Annotated in this window: 18 protein-coding genes and 1 other RNA gene; 5 read left to right on the top strand and 14 right to left on the bottom strand. The window is 42.8% G+C overall.

What is annotated here, in order from left to right; genetic code table 11:
• Positions 1–9: 9 nt before the first annotated feature.
• Positions 10–864 (bottom strand): 3'(2'),5'-bisphosphate nucleotidase CysQ family protein, encoded by an 855-nt coding sequence (locus ACPUEY_RS05735; RefSeq protein ID WP_425121455.1) that lies wholly within the window; start codon positions 862–864, stop codon positions 10–12.
• A gap of 13 nt (positions 865–877) precedes the next feature.
• On the opposite strand from ACPUEY_RS05735, the gene ACPUEY_RS05730 reads away from it, so the two are divergent.
• From ACPUEY_RS05730 to ACPUEY_RS05715, 4 genes are all read left to right on the top strand, one after another.
• Positions 878–1,564, top strand: a complete 687-nt coding sequence (locus ACPUEY_RS05730; RefSeq protein ID WP_425121454.1) for an HAD-IA family hydrolase — start codon at positions 878–880, stop codon at positions 1,562–1,564.
• A complete protein-coding gene (locus ACPUEY_RS05725; RefSeq protein WP_425121453.1) occupies positions 1,557–1,994 on the top strand; it encodes an RNA-binding S4 domain-containing protein in 438 nt (145 codons plus the stop codon). Before ACPUEY_RS05730 ends, ACPUEY_RS05725 begins: the two co-directional genes overlap by 8 nt.
• A 156-nt stretch (positions 1,995–2,150) precedes the next feature.
• Positions 2,151–3,194 (top strand): recombinase RecA, encoded by a 1,044-nt coding sequence (gene recA, locus ACPUEY_RS05720; protein ID WP_092819397.1) that lies wholly within the window; start codon positions 2,151–2,153, stop codon positions 3,192–3,194.
• Positions 3,195–3,269: 75 nt separating this feature from the next.
• Entirely contained in the window at positions 3,270–3,866 is a 597-nt protein-coding gene (locus tag ACPUEY_RS05715) for a regulatory protein RecX (RefSeq protein WP_425121452.1), read from the top strand.
• Between the two features lie 394 nt (positions 3,867–4,260).
• Here the strand turns inward: ACPUEY_RS05715 and ffs are convergent.
• Positions 4,261–4,357, bottom strand: an RNA gene (gene ffs, locus ACPUEY_RS05710) — signal recognition particle sRNA small type.
• Positions 4,358–4,651: 294 nt separating this feature from the next.
• Here ffs and ACPUEY_RS05705 point away from each other — a divergent pair.
• Complete coding sequence (locus tag ACPUEY_RS05705; RefSeq protein ID WP_425121475.1) at positions 4,652–5,512, top strand: YbgF trimerization domain-containing protein; 861 nt, start codon at positions 4,652–4,654, stop codon at positions 5,510–5,512.
• Between the two features lie 45 nt (positions 5,513–5,557).
• Here ACPUEY_RS05705 and lpxA read toward each other — a convergent pair whose 3' ends face one another.
• The 12 genes from lpxA to rimO form a co-directional block, all read right to left on the bottom strand.
• Positions 5,558–6,346 carry an acyl-ACP--UDP-N-acetylglucosamine O-acyltransferase gene (gene lpxA, locus ACPUEY_RS05700; RefSeq protein ID WP_261180943.1) on the bottom strand — a complete coding sequence of 263 codons (789 nt, stop codon included), beginning with the start codon at positions 6,344–6,346 and terminating at the stop codon, positions 5,558–5,560.
• Complete coding sequence (gene fabZ, locus ACPUEY_RS05695) at positions 6,343–6,828, bottom strand: 3-hydroxyacyl-ACP dehydratase FabZ (RefSeq protein WP_171259679.1); 486 nt, start codon at positions 6,826–6,828, stop codon at positions 6,343–6,345. The genes lpxA and fabZ overlap by 4 nt, the downstream gene beginning before the upstream one ends.
• A 6-nt stretch (positions 6,829–6,834) precedes the next feature.
• On the bottom strand, positions 6,835–7,902 hold the full coding sequence (gene lpxD / locus ACPUEY_RS05690; protein ID WP_425121450.1) for a UDP-3-O-(3-hydroxymyristoyl)glucosamine N-acyltransferase: 1,068 nt from the start codon (positions 7,900–7,902) through the stop codon (positions 6,835–6,837).
• Between the two features lie 3 nt (positions 7,903–7,905).
• A complete protein-coding gene (locus ACPUEY_RS05685; RefSeq protein ID WP_425121449.1) occupies positions 7,906–8,403 on the bottom strand; it encodes an OmpH family outer membrane protein in 498 nt (165 codons plus the stop codon).
• A gap of 36 nt (positions 8,404–8,439) precedes the next feature.
• The gene (gene bamA, locus ACPUEY_RS05680; protein WP_425121448.1) at positions 8,440–10,947 is read right to left on the bottom strand and encodes an outer membrane protein assembly factor BamA; all 2,508 of its coding nucleotides are present in this window, start codon (positions 10,945–10,947) and stop codon (positions 8,440–8,442) included.
• 41 nt (positions 10,948–10,988) lie between these two features.
• Entirely contained in the window at positions 10,989–12,344 is a 1,356-nt protein-coding gene (gene rseP, locus ACPUEY_RS05675) for an RIP metalloprotease RseP (protein WP_425121447.1), read from the bottom strand.
• A 3-nt stretch (positions 12,345–12,347) separates the two neighbouring features.
• Positions 12,348–13,544: a 1-deoxy-D-xylulose-5-phosphate reductoisomerase gene (gene ispC / locus ACPUEY_RS05670; RefSeq protein ID WP_425121446.1), complete on the bottom strand. Its 1,197-nt coding sequence runs from the start codon at positions 13,542–13,544 to the stop codon at positions 12,348–12,350.
• Entirely contained in the window at positions 13,545–14,369 is an 825-nt protein-coding gene (locus ACPUEY_RS05665) for a phosphatidate cytidylyltransferase (protein ID WP_261180934.1), read from the bottom strand.
• A 3-nt stretch (positions 14,370–14,372) separates the two neighbouring features.
• Complete coding sequence (uppS, locus tag ACPUEY_RS05660) at positions 14,373–15,125, bottom strand: polyprenyl diphosphate synthase (protein WP_131274039.1); 753 nt, start codon at positions 15,123–15,125, stop codon at positions 14,373–14,375.
• A gap of 6 nt (positions 15,126–15,131) precedes the next feature.
• A complete protein-coding gene (frr, locus tag ACPUEY_RS05655; RefSeq protein ID WP_131274040.1) occupies positions 15,132–15,686 on the bottom strand; it encodes a ribosome recycling factor in 555 nt (184 codons plus the stop codon).
• 78 nt (positions 15,687–15,764) lie between these two features.
• Positions 15,765–16,493 carry a UMP kinase gene (pyrH, locus tag ACPUEY_RS05650; protein WP_174559024.1) on the bottom strand — a complete coding sequence of 243 codons (729 nt, stop codon included), beginning with the start codon at positions 16,491–16,493 and terminating at the stop codon, positions 15,765–15,767.
• A 59-nt stretch (positions 16,494–16,552) separates the two neighbouring features.
• On the bottom strand, positions 16,553–17,896 hold the full coding sequence (rimO, locus tag ACPUEY_RS05645; RefSeq protein WP_425121445.1) for a 30S ribosomal protein S12 methylthiotransferase RimO: 1,344 nt from the start codon (positions 17,894–17,896) through the stop codon (positions 16,553–16,555).
• Positions 17,897–17,918: the final 22 nt, after the last annotated feature.

Below are 17,918 nucleotides of genomic sequence, written 5' to 3'. Positions count from 1 at the left end.
TGCATCAGCTCAATGTATGTTCGCCATAAGTCCTAAGGTCTGGAATGCCAATTTTTTCATCTCGACATTACGAAATGCGATAAAACCACCGTTCAGCAAACTCTCCCGTTGATTATATACAAAAGGTCTGCCCTTAAAATCGACCAGACCGCCCCCGATACGCTCAATCAGACACTGCCCTGCACTGGTATCCCACTCGCTGGTCGGATGGAAACGCGGATACATATCGACTTTCCCCTCCAGCATCATGCAAAACTTATAGGCGCTTCCCGCCCTGAACTCTACAATATCGACCTGCTGTTTCAGGATGTCCAGATATTCGGCATATTTGGGCTTGTTCTGGCTACTTTGACTCAAACCCACCTGAACAGTTTTAGACGGCAAATCATCGACATAGTGCAGCCATTGCCGGGTTTGGATTTCAAATTTTAAAGGTACGCCCTGTTTGGGACAAAAATATATGCTTTGCTCACCCGGTATAGCCAATAGCGCAAAGGTGGTATTGGCACCCTCTACCAGGCTCAGGTTGATGGTAAATTCAGGACGCTTATGCAGAAATTCTTTGGTGCCATCCAGGGGATCGAGCAACCAGAAGTTCTGCCATTGCTTGCGCTGACTGTTGTCACCTTCTTCCGACAATAAAGGGATGAGCGGGAAAGTCTGTTTTAATGCATGGGTGATAAATTCATTGACCCGATAATCCGCCTGGGTGACTGGCGACTGGTCCTGCTTATGCTCCACATCAAAAACTTTACCCGCACAATAGGCCTGATATTCTGCTCGCAAAATTTCACATGCCTGTGTCACAATGGGAACCAACTGTAAAATCAAGGCATCTTGCGGTGCCGTGGTCGCTTTAAACATAGATTACCTTCATATGCCGAATTATTCAGAAAAACCCACCATCATTTTTGATATGGATGGTACCCTTCTTGATCTTGCTTACGATGATTTTATCTGGAATCATCAGCTTCCTATTCGCTATGCAGAACAGCATAACTGTACACTCGAACAGAGTACCCAAGCGTTATTTCAGTTTTACCAGCAACACAATCATACCTTAAATTGGTATTCCACACGCTTCTGGAGTGCAAAGGTAGGGGTGGATACATTGGCCCTGCAACAGGAATTTAAGCACAAGGTGGCTTTACGTCCAGGTTGCATTGAACTGCTGGAATATCTTAAAGCCCACGGCTATGCCTGCTGGATAGCGACCAATGCCGATTGTGAAGGTTTAAAATTTAAACTCGAACAGACCCGGATTGAGCATTACTTTGATGTCATTATCAGTAGTGAAACCATCGGTTATGCCAAAGAGTGCGTCGAATTTTGGCAAAAACTCCATTCACTGCATCCCTTTCAGGTCGAACACACCTATTTTATTGATGACACTGAAAAAGTGCTCAAAGGTGCAGAAAAATTTGGTATCCAGCATTTAATTACCATTGCTCAGCCCTCATCTCAAAAAGAAATAAGGACTGAAAGCTCCTATCCTATTTTACAAGAGCTGACCGATTTAATGGTGATCTTAAAACAAGCTGAGGATCTGAAAAAATATGCCTAATTCTTCTCAACAGAACCATGTTGAAAGTATGCGTGTTGACAAATGGTTATGGGCAGCACGTTTTTTTAAAACACGTTCAATATCCAAAGCTGCCATTGAAGGCGGCAAGGTGCATCATAATGGTGAACGGGTTAAAGTCTCCAAAGATGTTCGGGTTGGGATGGAACTCACCATTCAGCTGGGTTTTGACCGTAAAACCGTCGTCATCAAGGCCTTATCTGCAGTTCGTGGTGCCGCACCGATTGCCCAGCAGCTTTACGAAGAAACCGAAGTGAGCGTTGCAAGACGAGAGTTGATTGCCACCCAAAGAAAGTTGCATAATCTAGCGCGACCTGAACATCGGCCGAGTAAAAAAGATCGAAGACAAATCAGTAAATTCAAACAAGATAATGATCAGCAGTTCGATCAGCACTGGTCATATCATGATTAGAAGCTGTTGATATTTAAGCGTCACATTCTGTCGCATTCGACTGAATTGATATAGTACATAAAGAATGAATCTGTCACTATACTTGGGTGGAACACGTTTGAAAGCAACACATCCACTTAAGTGAATATTTTGGTGACATCGTTTTGAGGTTGTGAGATGGATGATAATAAAAGCAAGGCGCTAAATGCTGCCCTAAGCCAGATTGAAAAACAGTTTGGTAAAAATACAGTAATGCGCCTTGGTGACAATACTGTACAAGCCGTTGAAGCGGTCTCTACAGGTTCTTTAACCCTGGATATCGCACTTGGTATTGGTGGTCTGCCTAAAGGTCGTATCGTTGAAATCTACGGCCCTGAATCTTCAGGTAAAACTACCATGACGTTACAGGCGATTGCAGAATGTCAAAAAGCGGGTGGTACATGTGCCTTCATCGATGCCGAACATGCGCTTGATCCGCAGTATGCCCGCAAGTTAGGCGTAGATATCGACAACCTGTTGGTATCACAGCCTGACAATGGTGAACAGGCCCTGGAAATTGCCGACATGCTGGTACGCTCTGGCGCGATTGACCTGATCGTGGTCGACTCCGTTGCAGCCTTAACGCCACGCGCGGAAATTGAAGGTGAAATGGGTGACTCGCACATGGGTCTGCAAGCCCGTTTAATGAGCCAGGCACTGCGTAAAATCACCGGTAATGCAAAACGTTCTAACTGTATGGTGATCTTCATTAACCAGATCCGTATGAAGATTGGCGTGATGTTTGGTAGCCCTGAAACCACAACGGGTGGTAATGCACTTAAATTCTATGCTTCTGTACGTCTGGATATTCGCCGTATTGGCCAGGTGAAAGAAGGTGATGAAATCATCGGTTCCGAAACCCGCGTAAAAGTCGTGAAGAACAAGATGGCTCCTCCATTTAAAGAAGCCGTGTTCCAGATTCTGTATGGTAAAGGCGTGAACCATTTAGGCGAATTGATCGACCTGGCAGTACAGCAAGAGATCATCCAGAAAGCGGGTGCATGGTATTCTTATCAGGGCGATAAAATCGGCCAAGGTAAAAACAACGTCATTCGCCATCTGGAAGAGAATCCACAAATTGCAGTAGAAGTTGAAAAACTGATCCGTGAACAGCTCCTCACTACCGGTACAGCACCGGCAGAAGACCATGACGAAGCTGAACCAGACTTTTTAGATGCTTAATTTCCAGCATAATAAAAGTTAAACTGTAAAACGCCCTACGGGGCGTTTTACATTTGATGCGATATAGACCACCTTATGAGCAATCCCAAATTTCCCAACATGCTGGATTACCAAGCACTCAAGCAACAATTTGATGAGTCGCCTGGCGAATTGCCCGTCTGTTCGAATCCATCTCAAGACTCAGATGCTTTGCACATTGAAACCGAAACCCGGCCCAAACCCCAAGGCCTGACGGGCACACGCTTACGTTCCTACGCGTTTGCCGTATTGACCCGTAAGGAATACTCGAAGGCAGATTTGATCGAGAAACTTGCACTTTATGCCCTGGATCGCGATGAAGTGCTAAAACTGGTGGATGAACTGGCAAAAGAAAATTATCAGAGTGACCAGCGTGTCGCTGAAATGATGCTGTCGAGCCAGAAACGTAAAGGCAAAGGTCCAAACCGCATCAAGATGGCGTTAAAAGCAAAAAAAATTGATAGTAGTCTGATTCAGGACGAATTGAAAGAAACCGACTGGATTGAACAGGCTTATCAACTGAAAGTGAAAAAGTTTGGTCTGGAGGTTGAAAAAGAGCCAAAACTGAAAGCCAAACAAATACGCTTTTTGATGTATCGCGGGTTTGAAATGGATGCGATTATGCAAGCGATTAGCCGCAAAGCTGAGGATTAATGCCCTGCATTCGTAAAATTCGAAATTTGGGTCAATCCCGCTCACGATATGAATAGTTCGTTAAAAAATAACGACGAAGCTCATCATATTGCGCCAAGTCAATGATTATTGTTTTTAAGCCATGAACCGTTAAATGTTGATCATCTAAAAGATGCCTATAACGCCATAAATGAATGATATAGACGGAAGATAGACGGCAAATTATACTGACAATAATACAATGAAGATTTTAATCTTAAGTGGTTGAAATTTAATAAATAACAATCTTATTAAGATAGAGACAAGCAAAGCCATCACATAGAATATTCGATGTGTAATTTTAAAATATAGAATGATAGATGAGAAAAAAGGAAGGCAGGTTAAATTATTTTTTTAATTATAAATATGGTGGCAACCCTACCAGCAAAGCTTCGGCACATCATAGTTCTACTACCGTTGCTACCTTCCGGTCCTGGCGGAGTTCGTAGAGTACAATTGCGAAGTAACCGGCAGGGCTACCATTGCAAGAACAGAGTATAGAGATTTTTAGTTAACTTGCAAGTACCCCAAGCTGTTTTCCAGCAACATTGCTTTTATTTGATTATTAAAAAAACAATATTGATTAAAAACAGCATTTTTGGATGTTTTTTATCTGCACAATCAATTACTTTAAAACTATGACAAGATTGTAAACACATATTGCATTTCATGGGCCGGACGTTTTTAATGTCGTCATGTCTTTTAAATGGTCACGCTCTAAAATCTTGCGTTTAGAAAGTACCGAAAAATACAAAATGGATGTTTTTATGATGCTCAAACAGCATGCTTTATGTTTACTCACCCTGTTGGGTTCCACTTCACTTTATGCCAATGTCCCGATTGAATCACGCGGCTTGAGTCAAAACAACAGCATTGACCTCAGCGCCAATAATGTCGCCATCAATTCAGGTGCAGCGGTTGCCAATGTACCCACCAATCTGAATTGGCAACTCATGCAGAAAAACCAGCAATTAGAAAATGACCTTCGCACATTGCGAGGAAAAATTGAAGAACAGGACAACGAAATTGAACAGCTGAAACACGAACTGACCAATCGCTATACCGATCTGGATCAGCGGCTCGAACTGCTGCAACAGAAAGTGGATCCAGAAAGTGCAGCTCCTGAGGAGGATAACCAACAGGATACTTCTCCCAGCAGCACAAACAGCCCAGCCCCAGTAGCCTCTAATACCACCGTCAAGCAAGCGGCTTCTGTCCCCGCACAACAGGCTGCTCCTGCCAGTGCTCAACCCTCTTCGGCTGAACTGGATAAAGCCGCCTATACTGTAGCGCTGGATGCTTATAAACAAGGCGGTGCCAAAAAAGCCATTGCTCCAATGCAAAACTTTATCAAGAATAATCCCAATAGTGTCTACATCAGTAACGCTTATTTCTGGCTCGCTGAATTTAATCTGGCCATTGAACCGACCAATTATGCAGAAGCGAAAAAGAACTACAATATTGTGGTCAATCAATACCCCAATTCTGCAAAGGCATCACGCTCTTTATATCAACTCTACAATATAGCCAAAGATGTCGATCACAATACAACGCTTGCCAACCAGCTTAAAACCAAACTGCAAAAAAATTATCCCAAATCTGAAGAAGTGGGATATTTAAAACAATAAAAAAAAGACACCTTAACAGGTGTCTTTTTATAGCAATAGATTCGATTAACGAACAATACCGCGTTTGGATTGCTCTAAAGAATCAATCAACAGCTGTGCTTCTGGCGCTTCTGGCAAAATATCTTCACGAATCTGCTGAATTGCCTGTTCAGTGGTTAAACCTTCTTTATAAATCAATTTAAAGGCTTGACGTAATGCCTGGATGACATTTTTAGACCAGCCTTTACGACGCATGCCTTCAACATTCATTGCAAAAGCATGCGCTGGATTACCAGATACCATGACATAAGCAGGCACATCTTTTAAAATTAACGAAGCACCACCAATCATGCTATAAGAATCGATTTTGCAGAATTGATGAATACCCGAGTTTCCACCAACAACCACATAATCGCCAATATGTACATGCCCAGCAATACCGACATTATTGGCAAAAATATTATGATCGCCCACCACACAGTCATGTGCAATGTGAGTATTGACCATCAATAAATTATGGCTACCAATTTTGGTAAGTCCTTGATCTTGAACAGTACCACGATGCAAGCTGCTATGCTCGCGAATTGAGTTATGATCGCCGATTTCAAGCCAGGTTTCTTCGCCAGCATATTTTAAATCCTGACAAACTTCACCCACACTCGCAAACTGGAATATTTCGTTGTTCTTCCCAATACGAGTATAGCCACCAACCACTACATGTGAATGCAGCTTGGTGCCCTCACCAATGGTGACCTGTGGCCCAATAATACAATAAGGACCAATTTGTACATCTGCAGCAATGACTGCAGATGAGTCAATAATGGCGGTTGGGTGAATTAAATCGTTTTTACTCATGCCTGCTCTATTTTCTGATGCGAAACCATAATTTCCGCGGTTGTTGCTACAACGCCATCCACTGTGGCTATACAATTATATTTGTAAATGCCACGTTTGTGCATAACCAATTCTGCTTTTAATACCAATTGGTCACCAGCAACGACCTGTTTTTTAAAACGGACTTTTTCAGCGCCCGCAAAAAGAAACAATGAACCTGGACCCGGTTTTTCATTATTCATGATAAAGCCAAGTATACCAGAGACTTGAGCTAATGCTTCAACAATCAAAACACCTGGCATAATCGGATAATCCGGAAAATGTCCCTGTAAAAACTCTTCGTTGATTGAAACATTCTTATAGCCCACAATGCCATTATCAGTCACTTCAACAATACGGTCGACCAATAAGAAAGGATAGCGGTGAGGTAAATATTCACGAATTTGTTGAATGTACATTGGCAATTCAGGCTTCGTAAATGCAGCAGTATTCGACTCAGTCATCATAATCTATTTACGCTTAAAAGTTGATTCAAGGGACTCGATTTGAGCCTGTATATGATCAAGCCGTTTGAGTAATTGGGTCAATGGCACATCTGCTAATTGTTTAAAGCGTACCGCAGCCCGTTTCCAGTGCAAACTTTCCAGCATTGGTGTACCTGAAGAATAGCTTCCCGCCTCAGAAATACTTTTTGTGACCATTGACATCCCGGTAATCGTCACGTTATCGGCGATATTAATATGGCCTACTACCCCAACTGCCCCAGCCAATACACAGTTTTTGCCAATTGTGGTACTTCCGGCAATACCACATTTTGCAGCCAGGGCTGTATTTGCACCAATTTTTACGTTGTGGGCAATTTGCACAAGATTATCAATAATAACCCCATCTTCCAGAATAGTGTCATCGAGTGCACCGCGGTCTATGCTGCAATTTGACCCAATTCGGACATCATTACCGATTTTAACTGAACCCAATTGTGCAATACGATGCCATTTACCTTGGTAAGGCGCAAAACCGAAGCCTTCTCCGCCAATCACGGTATTGGCATGAATACGGACACGGTCACCGATTTTTGTATCACCGGTTATAGTGACATGTGAATCAATAAAGCAGTGCTGACCTATTTCAACATCATCATCAATTTTAACGTGTGACTGAATAATGGTATGATCACCCACTACGCAATGCTCACCAATAACAACATAATGCCCGATATAGGCACTATCGGCGATCATGGCTGAAGGATGAATTTGTGCTGTACTTTCTATTCCCTGATGCTGATTTTTCTTTTCAAATACATGGGTCAGGATGGCAAAAGCAAGATAAGGATTATCCACTACAATAAAATTATTGTGCGTATCTAACTGATTTTTTAGAGTTGAAGTAACAATCAAGGCACCTGCTTTTGAAGCACGTGCCTGATCCAGATATTTATCAGCGTTTACAAATGCAATATGTTTCGCTTGAGCCGCATCTAAGCTGGCCAATCCTTCCAAGATTAAATCAGATTGACCTACGTGCTCGCCTTGTACTAAACGGGCGAGATCTTCTAAGCGAAATTGTTTAGGATTCATTGATTACTTAATAACGTTAACCTTTTGAATCATTTTATCAGTTAAATCATATTTAGGGTCATAAGCAAGCGCGGAATTTTTATTCAAAACAATATCCAAGTTGTTTTCTTTACGCAATTGTTCTGCTACTTGCTTGACTCGATCCCCTAAAGTCTTGTTCATCAGCTGAATAGTAGATTGAACGGTTGACTGTACACTTTGCTGCAGCGTATTAAACTCTTTTAGCTGCGTCTGAAATTGTGCAGACATTTTCTGCTTTTCAGCATCGGATAAATTAGGCGTTTGCTGAGCACGTTGCTGTAGAGCTTCCAGTTCTTTTGCCAACTGTTCCAGCTTGGTGGTTTGCGGCTTGACCTTTTGCTGCAAAGAAACGTTCTGCTGTTTTAAATAGGTGCTGTTTTCGACCACTCTTTCCAGATCAACCACACCATAACCAGCGGCATGTACCACTGAGGTACTTGCCAAACCAGCAAAAACCAGGCTCATTAATATTTTTTTCATGCAAATATCCTTTTTTAAACCCATTGAAGGTCGCACTTAGAAAGTACGACCAATCTCAAACTGGATATTTTTAGTATTATCGCCGTCTTTTTCATTTAACGGATAAGCATAGCTGAGAGATAATGGCCCAATCATGGTAATCCAGGTAAAACCTGCACCTACGCTATAACGCATATTGCCTGCATCAAAGCCGAAGTTATCTTCACAATACTGTTTCGCATTGACTTGAGTATTACTCGAATTCAGGTATAAGTTTCCTTTTGGAATATCACACTGAGTATCAAATACCTGTGCACCTTCAGCAAACAGCACTGGACGAACCTGACGTGTCCAATCCCCTTTAAATGGTAAAGGGAGTGCAAGCTCGGCACCAAATTGAACTAGAGCATTACCGCCCACTTCTTCAGGATCATAATCTTGGGTTTGAGTTTCATTAAAGGTCACGCCAGGATATTTAGGACCTAATGTACTGTTGTCATAACCACGAACCGAGCCAAAACCGCCGGCATAGAAGTTTTTATAGAATGGCAGGTCATTACCATAGCCCAGCTTACCATAACCACGCAGTACAAAGCCCTTACCTAAAGGCTGGAAAGCCTGGGCATCATAAGTGATTTTTTGATATTCCACATCACTGCCTGGCAATGCAATTTCACCATTCACACGATGTGACATACCTGATGTCGGGAAGACAGGTCGGTTTAAAGTATTGTAAGACCAACCTAAATTGAGATTATAGGTTAAGAAATCACCATTGAACTTGTTATCAAATGGAAGTTCTGATCCTGCAGGACAAGAAAATAGCCCTGTTGCCGGATCTTGAACTAGAGCAACACTACATCCAGTACCTGTACCAGTCGCTTTACCGCCATTCGCTAACAAATAATCGCGAACGTAAGTCGAAACGTATGGACCAGTCGTTACTTCTGTCTGGTCGATATTTAAACCTGCACTGACACTCTGGTTTTCATCAATTGGATAACCAAAGTTGATCCCGCCACCAAAACTGTCCGTCACATAGTTATTGACGTTATAGTCATTATCCAGCTTGGTTTTACGGTAGTACATGTTATAACCGCGACGCACACCATCAATGGTGAAGTACGGATCGGTTACACTTAAATTATAATAATCTTGTGTTTCTGAACGGGATAAATCAATCGAAACGCTATTACCCGTCCCCAGGAAGTTGGTTTGACTTAAGCCCGCCTGGAAGGTTACACCACCACTTTGCGAGAAACCGACTGCCAGTGTACTGGTCCCTGAATGCTGCTCTTCAACATTGACGTTCAGATCTACCTGATCAGGGACATTCGGAATACGTGCCGGTTTAATATCAACCGTTTTAAAGAAACCTGTACGCTCCAGACGGACTTTAGACAAATCAATTTTTTCATTGCTCGCCAATGCACCTTCCATCTGGCGCATTTCACGACGCAATACTTCATCGGCAGTTTTGGTATTACCGGTAAAATTGATACGACGCACCGTAACTTGTTGACCCGGATTAATATAATAATTCAAATCAACCAGTTTGGTTTCTTTATTAATTTCAGGAACAATATTGACTTCAGCATAGTAATAACCGGCATTACCATACTTGCGCAGTAATAGCTGTTTGACTGCATTGACTTTTTCTTGCGAATAAATTTCGCCATCTTTATAAATTTGCAGCGCTTGTAATTCTTCAGGCTGGTAAAGCGCATCACCCAAGAACTTGCTTTGGCCAAATTTGAATTGCTCGCCTTCATCTACAGACACTTCGACAAAGATATTCTTTTTATCTTCACTCAAGTTCAAACTTGAGTTGGTGATATTGAAATTGATATAACCCTTGTTTAAATACAAGGCACGCAAAGCTTCAAGGCTGGCTGCCATCTTTTCACGCGCATAACGGTCATTCCGGGTAACAATTGAACTCCAGCCGCTTTCTTTAACCGCAAAAGCCTGCTTGATTTCGCTTTCTTTAAAAACGGTATTGCCAATAATGTTGATATCAACAACTTTGGCTGCCTTACCTTCAACAAAATCAATGGTTAAATCAACACGGTTATTCGGTCTGGCAGTCGTGATTACCTTAACATCGGCATCGTAACGACCTTGCTGCATATACTGCTGTTCAAGTTCAGTTTCGATGGTTTGCAAAGCAGATTTTTTCAAAACCTCGCCTTCTGCAATCCCCATCTTTTTGAGCCCTTCTTCCAAGGCTTCTTTAGGAATAAGTTTATTTCCCTTAAACTCAACCTTGGAAATAACCGGACGTTCGACTACGGTAAAAACGAGCGTATCTGCTTGTTGTGATGCCTTGATATCGTCAAACAGGCCTGTGGCATACAAGGCACGAATGGCATTTGCTATGGTTGCATCATTGACACGATCGCCAGCATTGACAGGCAACATCCCATAAACATTTTCTGGCGTTAAGCGAACAAGTCCGTCAATTTTGATATCGCGGACAATGAATTCATCTGCTGCATATACTTGTTGTACTGCTGCCATTGCACTAACGAGTGCCAAAGGCATAAATAAATGTGTGTGCTGCATGCCAGTCTTTTCCGATGTTAATTTATTACATATGTACGTTGTTATAAACGCATGAAGTCATTGAATAATGCAAGGAGCATCATGCTACCGAGCAGTACCATACCAATTTTTAAACCAACCAATTGTATTTGTTCAGAAACAGGTTTACCACGAATTAACTCAATCACATAGTAAACTAAATGTCCACCATCCAGCATTGGTATGGGCAATAAATTTAAGATACCCAAACTCACGCTCATTAAAGCCATAAATGAGATAAATGTTTGCCAACCCATTTCCGCACTTTGCCCTGCGACTTTAGCAATAGTGATTGGTCCAGATAAATTGTCCAGCCCAATTAAACCACGTACCATTTTGACGATCGAATTCAAGATCATACCTGAAATTTGACCTGTTTTATCAACAGCCATCACCAGTGCTTCAGTCGGGCTGTATTGAATGGTTTGCTTATATTCTTCCGGAATGGTTATTTTTCCAGGGGTATTTTGCACACCTAGCATACCTGAAACATTACCCATGCTGTCACGTTTGGCTTTTGGCATCACCTCTAAATGTACCAGTTGATTTTGACGTAATACATCTATTTTTAATAATTTTTCCGGGGAAGCCTGGACAACATTCACAACATCGAACCAGTCATTCATTTTCACGCCATCAATGGCCACTATTTTATCGCCTTCTTTCATTCCTTGACGAATGGCCGCACCATCTTCACTCAGCTTACTGACCACGGGAGCAATATATGGACGGTATGGCAAGAAGCCTAAACTGTCTAATGCAGACTGGTTCTGATTTTTGAGGAAGTTCTGGATAGGCAAGTGAAAGGTTTGCAACTGACCATGACGGTCTGCCTGAATTTCAATTGAACCGGTTTCACCAACGCGGTCCACCAAAGCAAAATTTAACTTTTCCCAGGTTGTAACTGGCGTTCCGTCAACTGTTGTAATTTTGTCACCAACCTGCATTTGAACTGTCGCAGCCGGTGTATCCGGTAACACTTTACCTACACGAGTGTTCAATTGTTCTTGCGATGGAATAAACAAAACCCAGAACAATAACACTGCAAAAACCAGATTGATTAGCGGCCCTGCAGCAACAATCGCAATCCGTTTCCAAGGATGCTGACGGTTGAATGCCTTGGGTAAATCCTCTTCAGCAACACTGCCTTCCCGTTCATCTAGCATTTTCACGTAGCCACCTAATGGCAAGGCTGAAAGCTGATATTGAATGCCCGATTTTTTTGAGGTCCACTTGAGCAATGTAGGACCAAAGCCAATGGAATAAACTAAAACTTTAACACCCAGTTTACGGGCAACAATATAATGTCCAAACTCGTGAATCGCAATGAGCGGTCCCAGGAGTAAAATTGCTGCCACAATAATAAACAAGGCACTCATATTTTAGCTTCCTTTATTGATGACAATTTGCTGGGCAGCAGAACGGGCCATTTGATCGACCTGTAAAATACGTTCAATCGATTCTGCAGCGCCACCTTCAACCTGATTTAGAGTCTGTTCCACCACTTGAGAAATTTCTGTAAAGCCAATGTCATTTTTCAAAAAGGCAGCTACAGCAATCTCATTGGCAGCATTTAGAATTGCAGGAGCCAAGCCACCCGTTTGCATGGCTTGACGCGCAAGCTTTAATGCCGGAAAACGCAGTGTATCAGGTTCCTGAAAATCCAGTTGCTGATTGGCAAACAGGTTGAGTGCGGGCACTTGGGTTTGAATACGCTCTGGCCATGCAAGTGCATGCGCAATTGGCGTACACATATCAGGATTGCCCATTTGTGCCAAAGTCGACCCATCCACATATTGAACCATAGAATGAATAATACTCTGTGGATGTACCACCACTGTTACAAACTGTTCTGAAATTGCAAAAAGATGACAGGCTTCAATCAGCTCCAAGCCTTTATTCATTAAAGTTGCTGAATCAACAGAAATTTTCTGCCCCATAGACCAGTTCGGATGCTTGCAGGCCTGTGCAGGCGTCACGCTTTGCAGTTGCTCCAGACTATGGTTTAAAAATGGTCCGCCAGATGCAGTCAGCAGAATGCGCGACACACCCTGTTTCGGCTGTCCATTGCGCTCTGCCTGAAAATAACCCGCAGGCAAGCACTGGAAAATAGCATTGTGTTCAGAATCAACAGGTAACAATTCAGCCTGATAATCATGTGCTGCCTGCATCATGATGTCACCGGACATCACCAGGGCTTCTTTATTGGCCAGCAAGACACGTTTTCCGGCTTTAACCGCAGCCAAGGTCGGCAATAAGCCTGCAGCACCGACGATTGCCGCCATCACCACGTCCACATCTGCATGTTCGGCAACAGCAATCAAGCCTGCTTCATCGGTTAAAATTTCAATATCAGTTAAGCACTGATCATGAAAATATTGCTGTAATTCCTTAACCTGACTGGAAGGAACAACCACGACTTTTGGTCGGTACTGTTTGCATATTTCAACAAGCTCTAAAATTCGGCTATGCGCCGTGACTGCAAAAACAGAATACTTTTCAGGATGCTGTTGCAGAACTTTTAAGGTACTTTGACCAATTGAACCCGTTACACCTAATATACAAACAGATTGTGACATCTATAGATCTACACCAATAAATTTTAAAATATACATGCCTGCGGCAAAAATTGGAGCAGCAGCAAGCAATGAATCAATACGGTCAAGCACCCCACCATGCCCTGGCAGAATACGACCTGAATCTTTAATTCCAGCACGACGTTTGATCATGGATTCAAAAAGGTCGCCCAGAACAGAACTGAATACCGTAACCACAGATAAAATTAAAAATAAAATATGTTGTGCCAGGGTTAAATCCAAATATAGGATTTCTACTGCCACAACAATCAGCATGGCGGTAAAAATACCCCCGTACAAACCTTCTACCGATTTATTGGGACTGACATCCGGAGCCAGTTTTTTCCTGCCCAGTTTACGCCCAACAAAATAGGCACCGCTGTCTGCCCCCCATACCAGTAAAAACAGGTACATGAGCCACCATGGCGAGCTATGCCATACAGAGAAAATTGCGGTGACCGCAGCAGAAACCAGAATAAATCCAATAATCTTTAAGCTGGGATTGTACCACCCATCATAGTCTGGATATGATTTAACCCAAAAGATACTGCAGATCCAGCAAAGAATGGAAGCAGCCCAAAGCAGCAGAGCGATATCATTAAAATACAATGCTAAAGTTGCTAAAGCAGCAGTGGCAAGTCCATAAACCCAAGCTAGAGGCTTAACAAGATTTTTATTTTTTCTTGGCATAAGCTTAAACCACTCATACCCTGCAACCCCTGCTGCAACAATCATCAGCATAAACATTGGATACTGAGACTGTGTAGCAAACATACAACTCAGTACGACTGCTACCAATACCAATGCGGTTATAATCCGCTCTAACATTTATTAATTCTCAAGTTTCTCTTGTTGGATTTGCTCTGAAGTTTTACCAAAACGACGTTCACGCCCAGCAAAGACCGCGAATGCATCATCTAATTCTTCTACGGTAAATTCAGGCCACAAGGTTGGGGTAAAATATAGTTCAGCATATGCCGCTTGCCACAGCAAGAAATTCGACAAGCGATAATCACCCCCTGTACGGATCAGTAAATCCACAGCAGGCAAATCGGCCATGCAGACATGCTGCCCAAACAGTTCAGCATCAATATCTTCAAGCGCAACTTTTTTCGCCAGCACGTCTGCCGCAATCTGTTTTGCAGCCTGAGCCATATCCCACATACCACCATAACTGATGGCAATGGTTAAAGTCATGCTGTCGAACTTAGCAGTCCTTTGTTCAGCTTGCAACATTAACTCGCGTAAACGGTCAGACAAACGTGAACGGTCGCCAATAAAACGCAAGGCGATATTGAATTTTTCCATCCGTGGCAATTGCTCATGTATGGTTTCTTCCAACAATGCCATGAGTAAATCGACCTCAAACTGAGGACGATTCCAGTTTTCACTGGAAAATGCAAAAACGGTTAATGCTTGAATGTGATTTTTTCTACAGTGCTCAACAATCGGATCCAGGACATTCTTCCCTTCACGATGGCCTGCACCTTTTTGCATTTGCTTTTTTTTTGCAAAACGATTGTTGCCATCCATGATGATGGCAACATGTTTTGGAAGAAGCATACTGTCTTCTGATACGGTCATTAAATCTTAGACCTTCATCAATTCAGCTTCTTTAGCAGCCAGACGCTTTTCAACTTCAGCAACAAATTTATCGGTGATTTTTTGGATGTCATCACCTGCACGGCGCTCATCATCTTCAGAAATTTCTTTTTCTTTCAACAATGCCTTGATGTCACCCAATACGTCACGACGAATGTTACGGATGGCAACTTTGGCATTTTCCGCTTCATTACGTGCCACTTTCTGCATGTCACGACGTGTTTCTTCAGTCAGTGCCGCCATCGGTACACGAATCGCGTCAGCAGTAATCGGGTTAAGACCCAAGTCCGATTCACGGATCGCTTTATCAATTGCAGAGACCATGTTACGTTCAAAAGGTTGAACCAACAAGGTACGTGAATCTTCAACACCCACGTTCGCCACCTGGTTTAATGGCACATCCGAGCCATAGTAAGGAACCATAACACCGTTTAAGATTGATGGATGCGCGCGTCCTGTACGAACCTTGGCAAAACCATGCTCCAAAGACTCAAGCGTCTTGTTCATACGGTCTTCAGCGTCTTTTTTAAGATCGTTAATCATGTGATCTTCCTTACTTAATTCTAAGAGATGTAATAACTAAATAGCGTGTAGTATAAAGAGCTTTCAGGCTCACGTACATTAATTCGTAACGTGAGTCCCTTCTTTTTCACCCATAACGACTGAAAGCAATGAACCTGCTTTGTTCATGTCGAAAACTTGAAGTGGCACATTATGGTCACGGCACAGGCAGATTGCAGTCAAGTCCATCACACCCAATTTTTCATCAAGTACCTGATCGAAAGTCAGGGTTTCATATTTCACCGCATCATCGTATTTGCTTGGGTCTTTATTATAAACACCATCCACTTTGGTTGCTTTCAAGATCAGGTTGGCTTCAATTTCAATACCACGCAAGCAGGCTGCTGTATCTGTAGTAAAGAACGGATTACCTGTACCAGCAACAAATACGCAGACTTCACCTTGAGTCAGATGACGAATCGCATCACGGCTAGAATAAGACTCAACCACAGCACCAATTGGAAGTGCAGACATTAAACGGGTTTTGATGTTACGGCGTACCAAAGCATCACGTAATGCCAAGCCGTTCATCACGGTAGCCAGCATACCCATCTGGTCACCGGTTACACGGCCAACCAGACCGTCTTTTTGCAACTGGCTGCCGCGGTACAGGTTACCACCGCCTACCACGATACCCACTTGTACACCCAAACCAACCAAGTGAGCAATCGCTAAAGACATTTGATCAAGCACAGTTGCATCAATACCCATGTCTTTATTGCCAGCTAATGCTTCACCCGACAGTTTCAATAAAATACGTTCATAACGGGGCTTTTTTGAGTCCAACATCAGGAAATCTCCGAATCTTCCAATATCTAAATTTTTTTTCGTATATTTCAACTACAGATTTAAGCTGATTTAATCTGAATTAACTTTGCATATAAATCATATTCATCTGCATCAGTAATTTCGACTTCAAGCAAATCGCCGGCTTTTATCTGGCCTTTATCAATGTCTTCCACAAAGACATTGCCATCAATTTCAGGCGCATCGGCATACGAACGAGCCACAGCAACCGGGAATTCTTCTTCCAGATCATCAACCAGTACGGTCATGGTTTGACCAATACGTTTTTGCAGTTTGGCTGCAGAAATTTCCTGCTGTACTTGCATGAAACGCTCATAGCGATCTTGCTTGATTTCTTCCGGCACATGATCCGGCAAGTCATTTGCTGTCGCACCCTCAACTGGTGAATAAGTAAAGCATCCGACGCGATCAAGCTGGGCTTCTTTGAGCCACTCTAACAAAATTTGGAAATCTTCTTCGGTTTCCCCCGGGAAACCCACCACGAAGGTTGAACGAATCACCAGATCCGGACATTTTTCACGCCACAATTTTAAACGCTCCAGTGTATTTTCACTGTGCGCCGGACGTTTCATCAGTTTCAAAATTTTAGGGCTGGCATGCTGGAATGGAATATCCAGGTAAGGCAAGATTTTACCTTGTGCCATCAAATCAATGACTGCATCCACATGCGGATATGGATAGACATAGTGCAGACGCACCCAGATGCCTAACTGACCCAATGCTTCACACATGTCATAGAATTTGGTTTTTACCGGCTGGCCGTTCCAGAAATCCAACTTGTATTTTGTATCTACACCATAAGCGGAAGTATCCTGAGAAATAACCAGGACTTCTTTCACACCTGCACGCTTGAGCGCTGCTGCTTCTTCAAGTACAGAACCGACTGGACGTGATACCAGGTCACCGCGCATGCTTGGAATAATGCAGAAGGTACAACGATGATTACAGCCTTCGGATATCTTTAAATAGGCATAATGTTTTGGAGTTAAGCGGATACCCTGTTCAGGTACAAGGTCAATAAATGGATTATGCTTTGGTGGTTCAGGCACGTACTGGTGTACGGCTTCCATCACTTCCTGATATGCTGCAGCACCCGTCACTTTGAGGACATTCGGGTGCATCTGGCGAATTTTGTCTTCATCTTTACCCAAACAGCCAGTCACAATCACACGACCGTTTGCGCTCATGGCTTCGCCAATCGCATCTAAAGATTCTTGTACTGCAGATTCAATAAAACCACAGGTATTCACAACAACTAAATCGGCACCGTCATAATCCGATGCCACATCATAACCTTCAGTCTTTAACTGAGTTAAAATTCGTTCGGAATCTACCAATGCCTTAGGACAACCTAAAGAAACAAAACCGACTTTGGGGGATTTCATGAATCTGCGCTCCACTATAATG

Source organism: Acinetobacter sp. G11, from assembly GCF_049808495.1.
Taxonomy (GTDB): domain Bacteria; phylum Pseudomonadota; class Gammaproteobacteria; order Pseudomonadales; family Moraxellaceae; genus Acinetobacter; species Acinetobacter kookii.
Note: the sequence above shows the minus strand (reverse complement) of the source record. Positions and strands in the feature narration are given on the sequence as shown.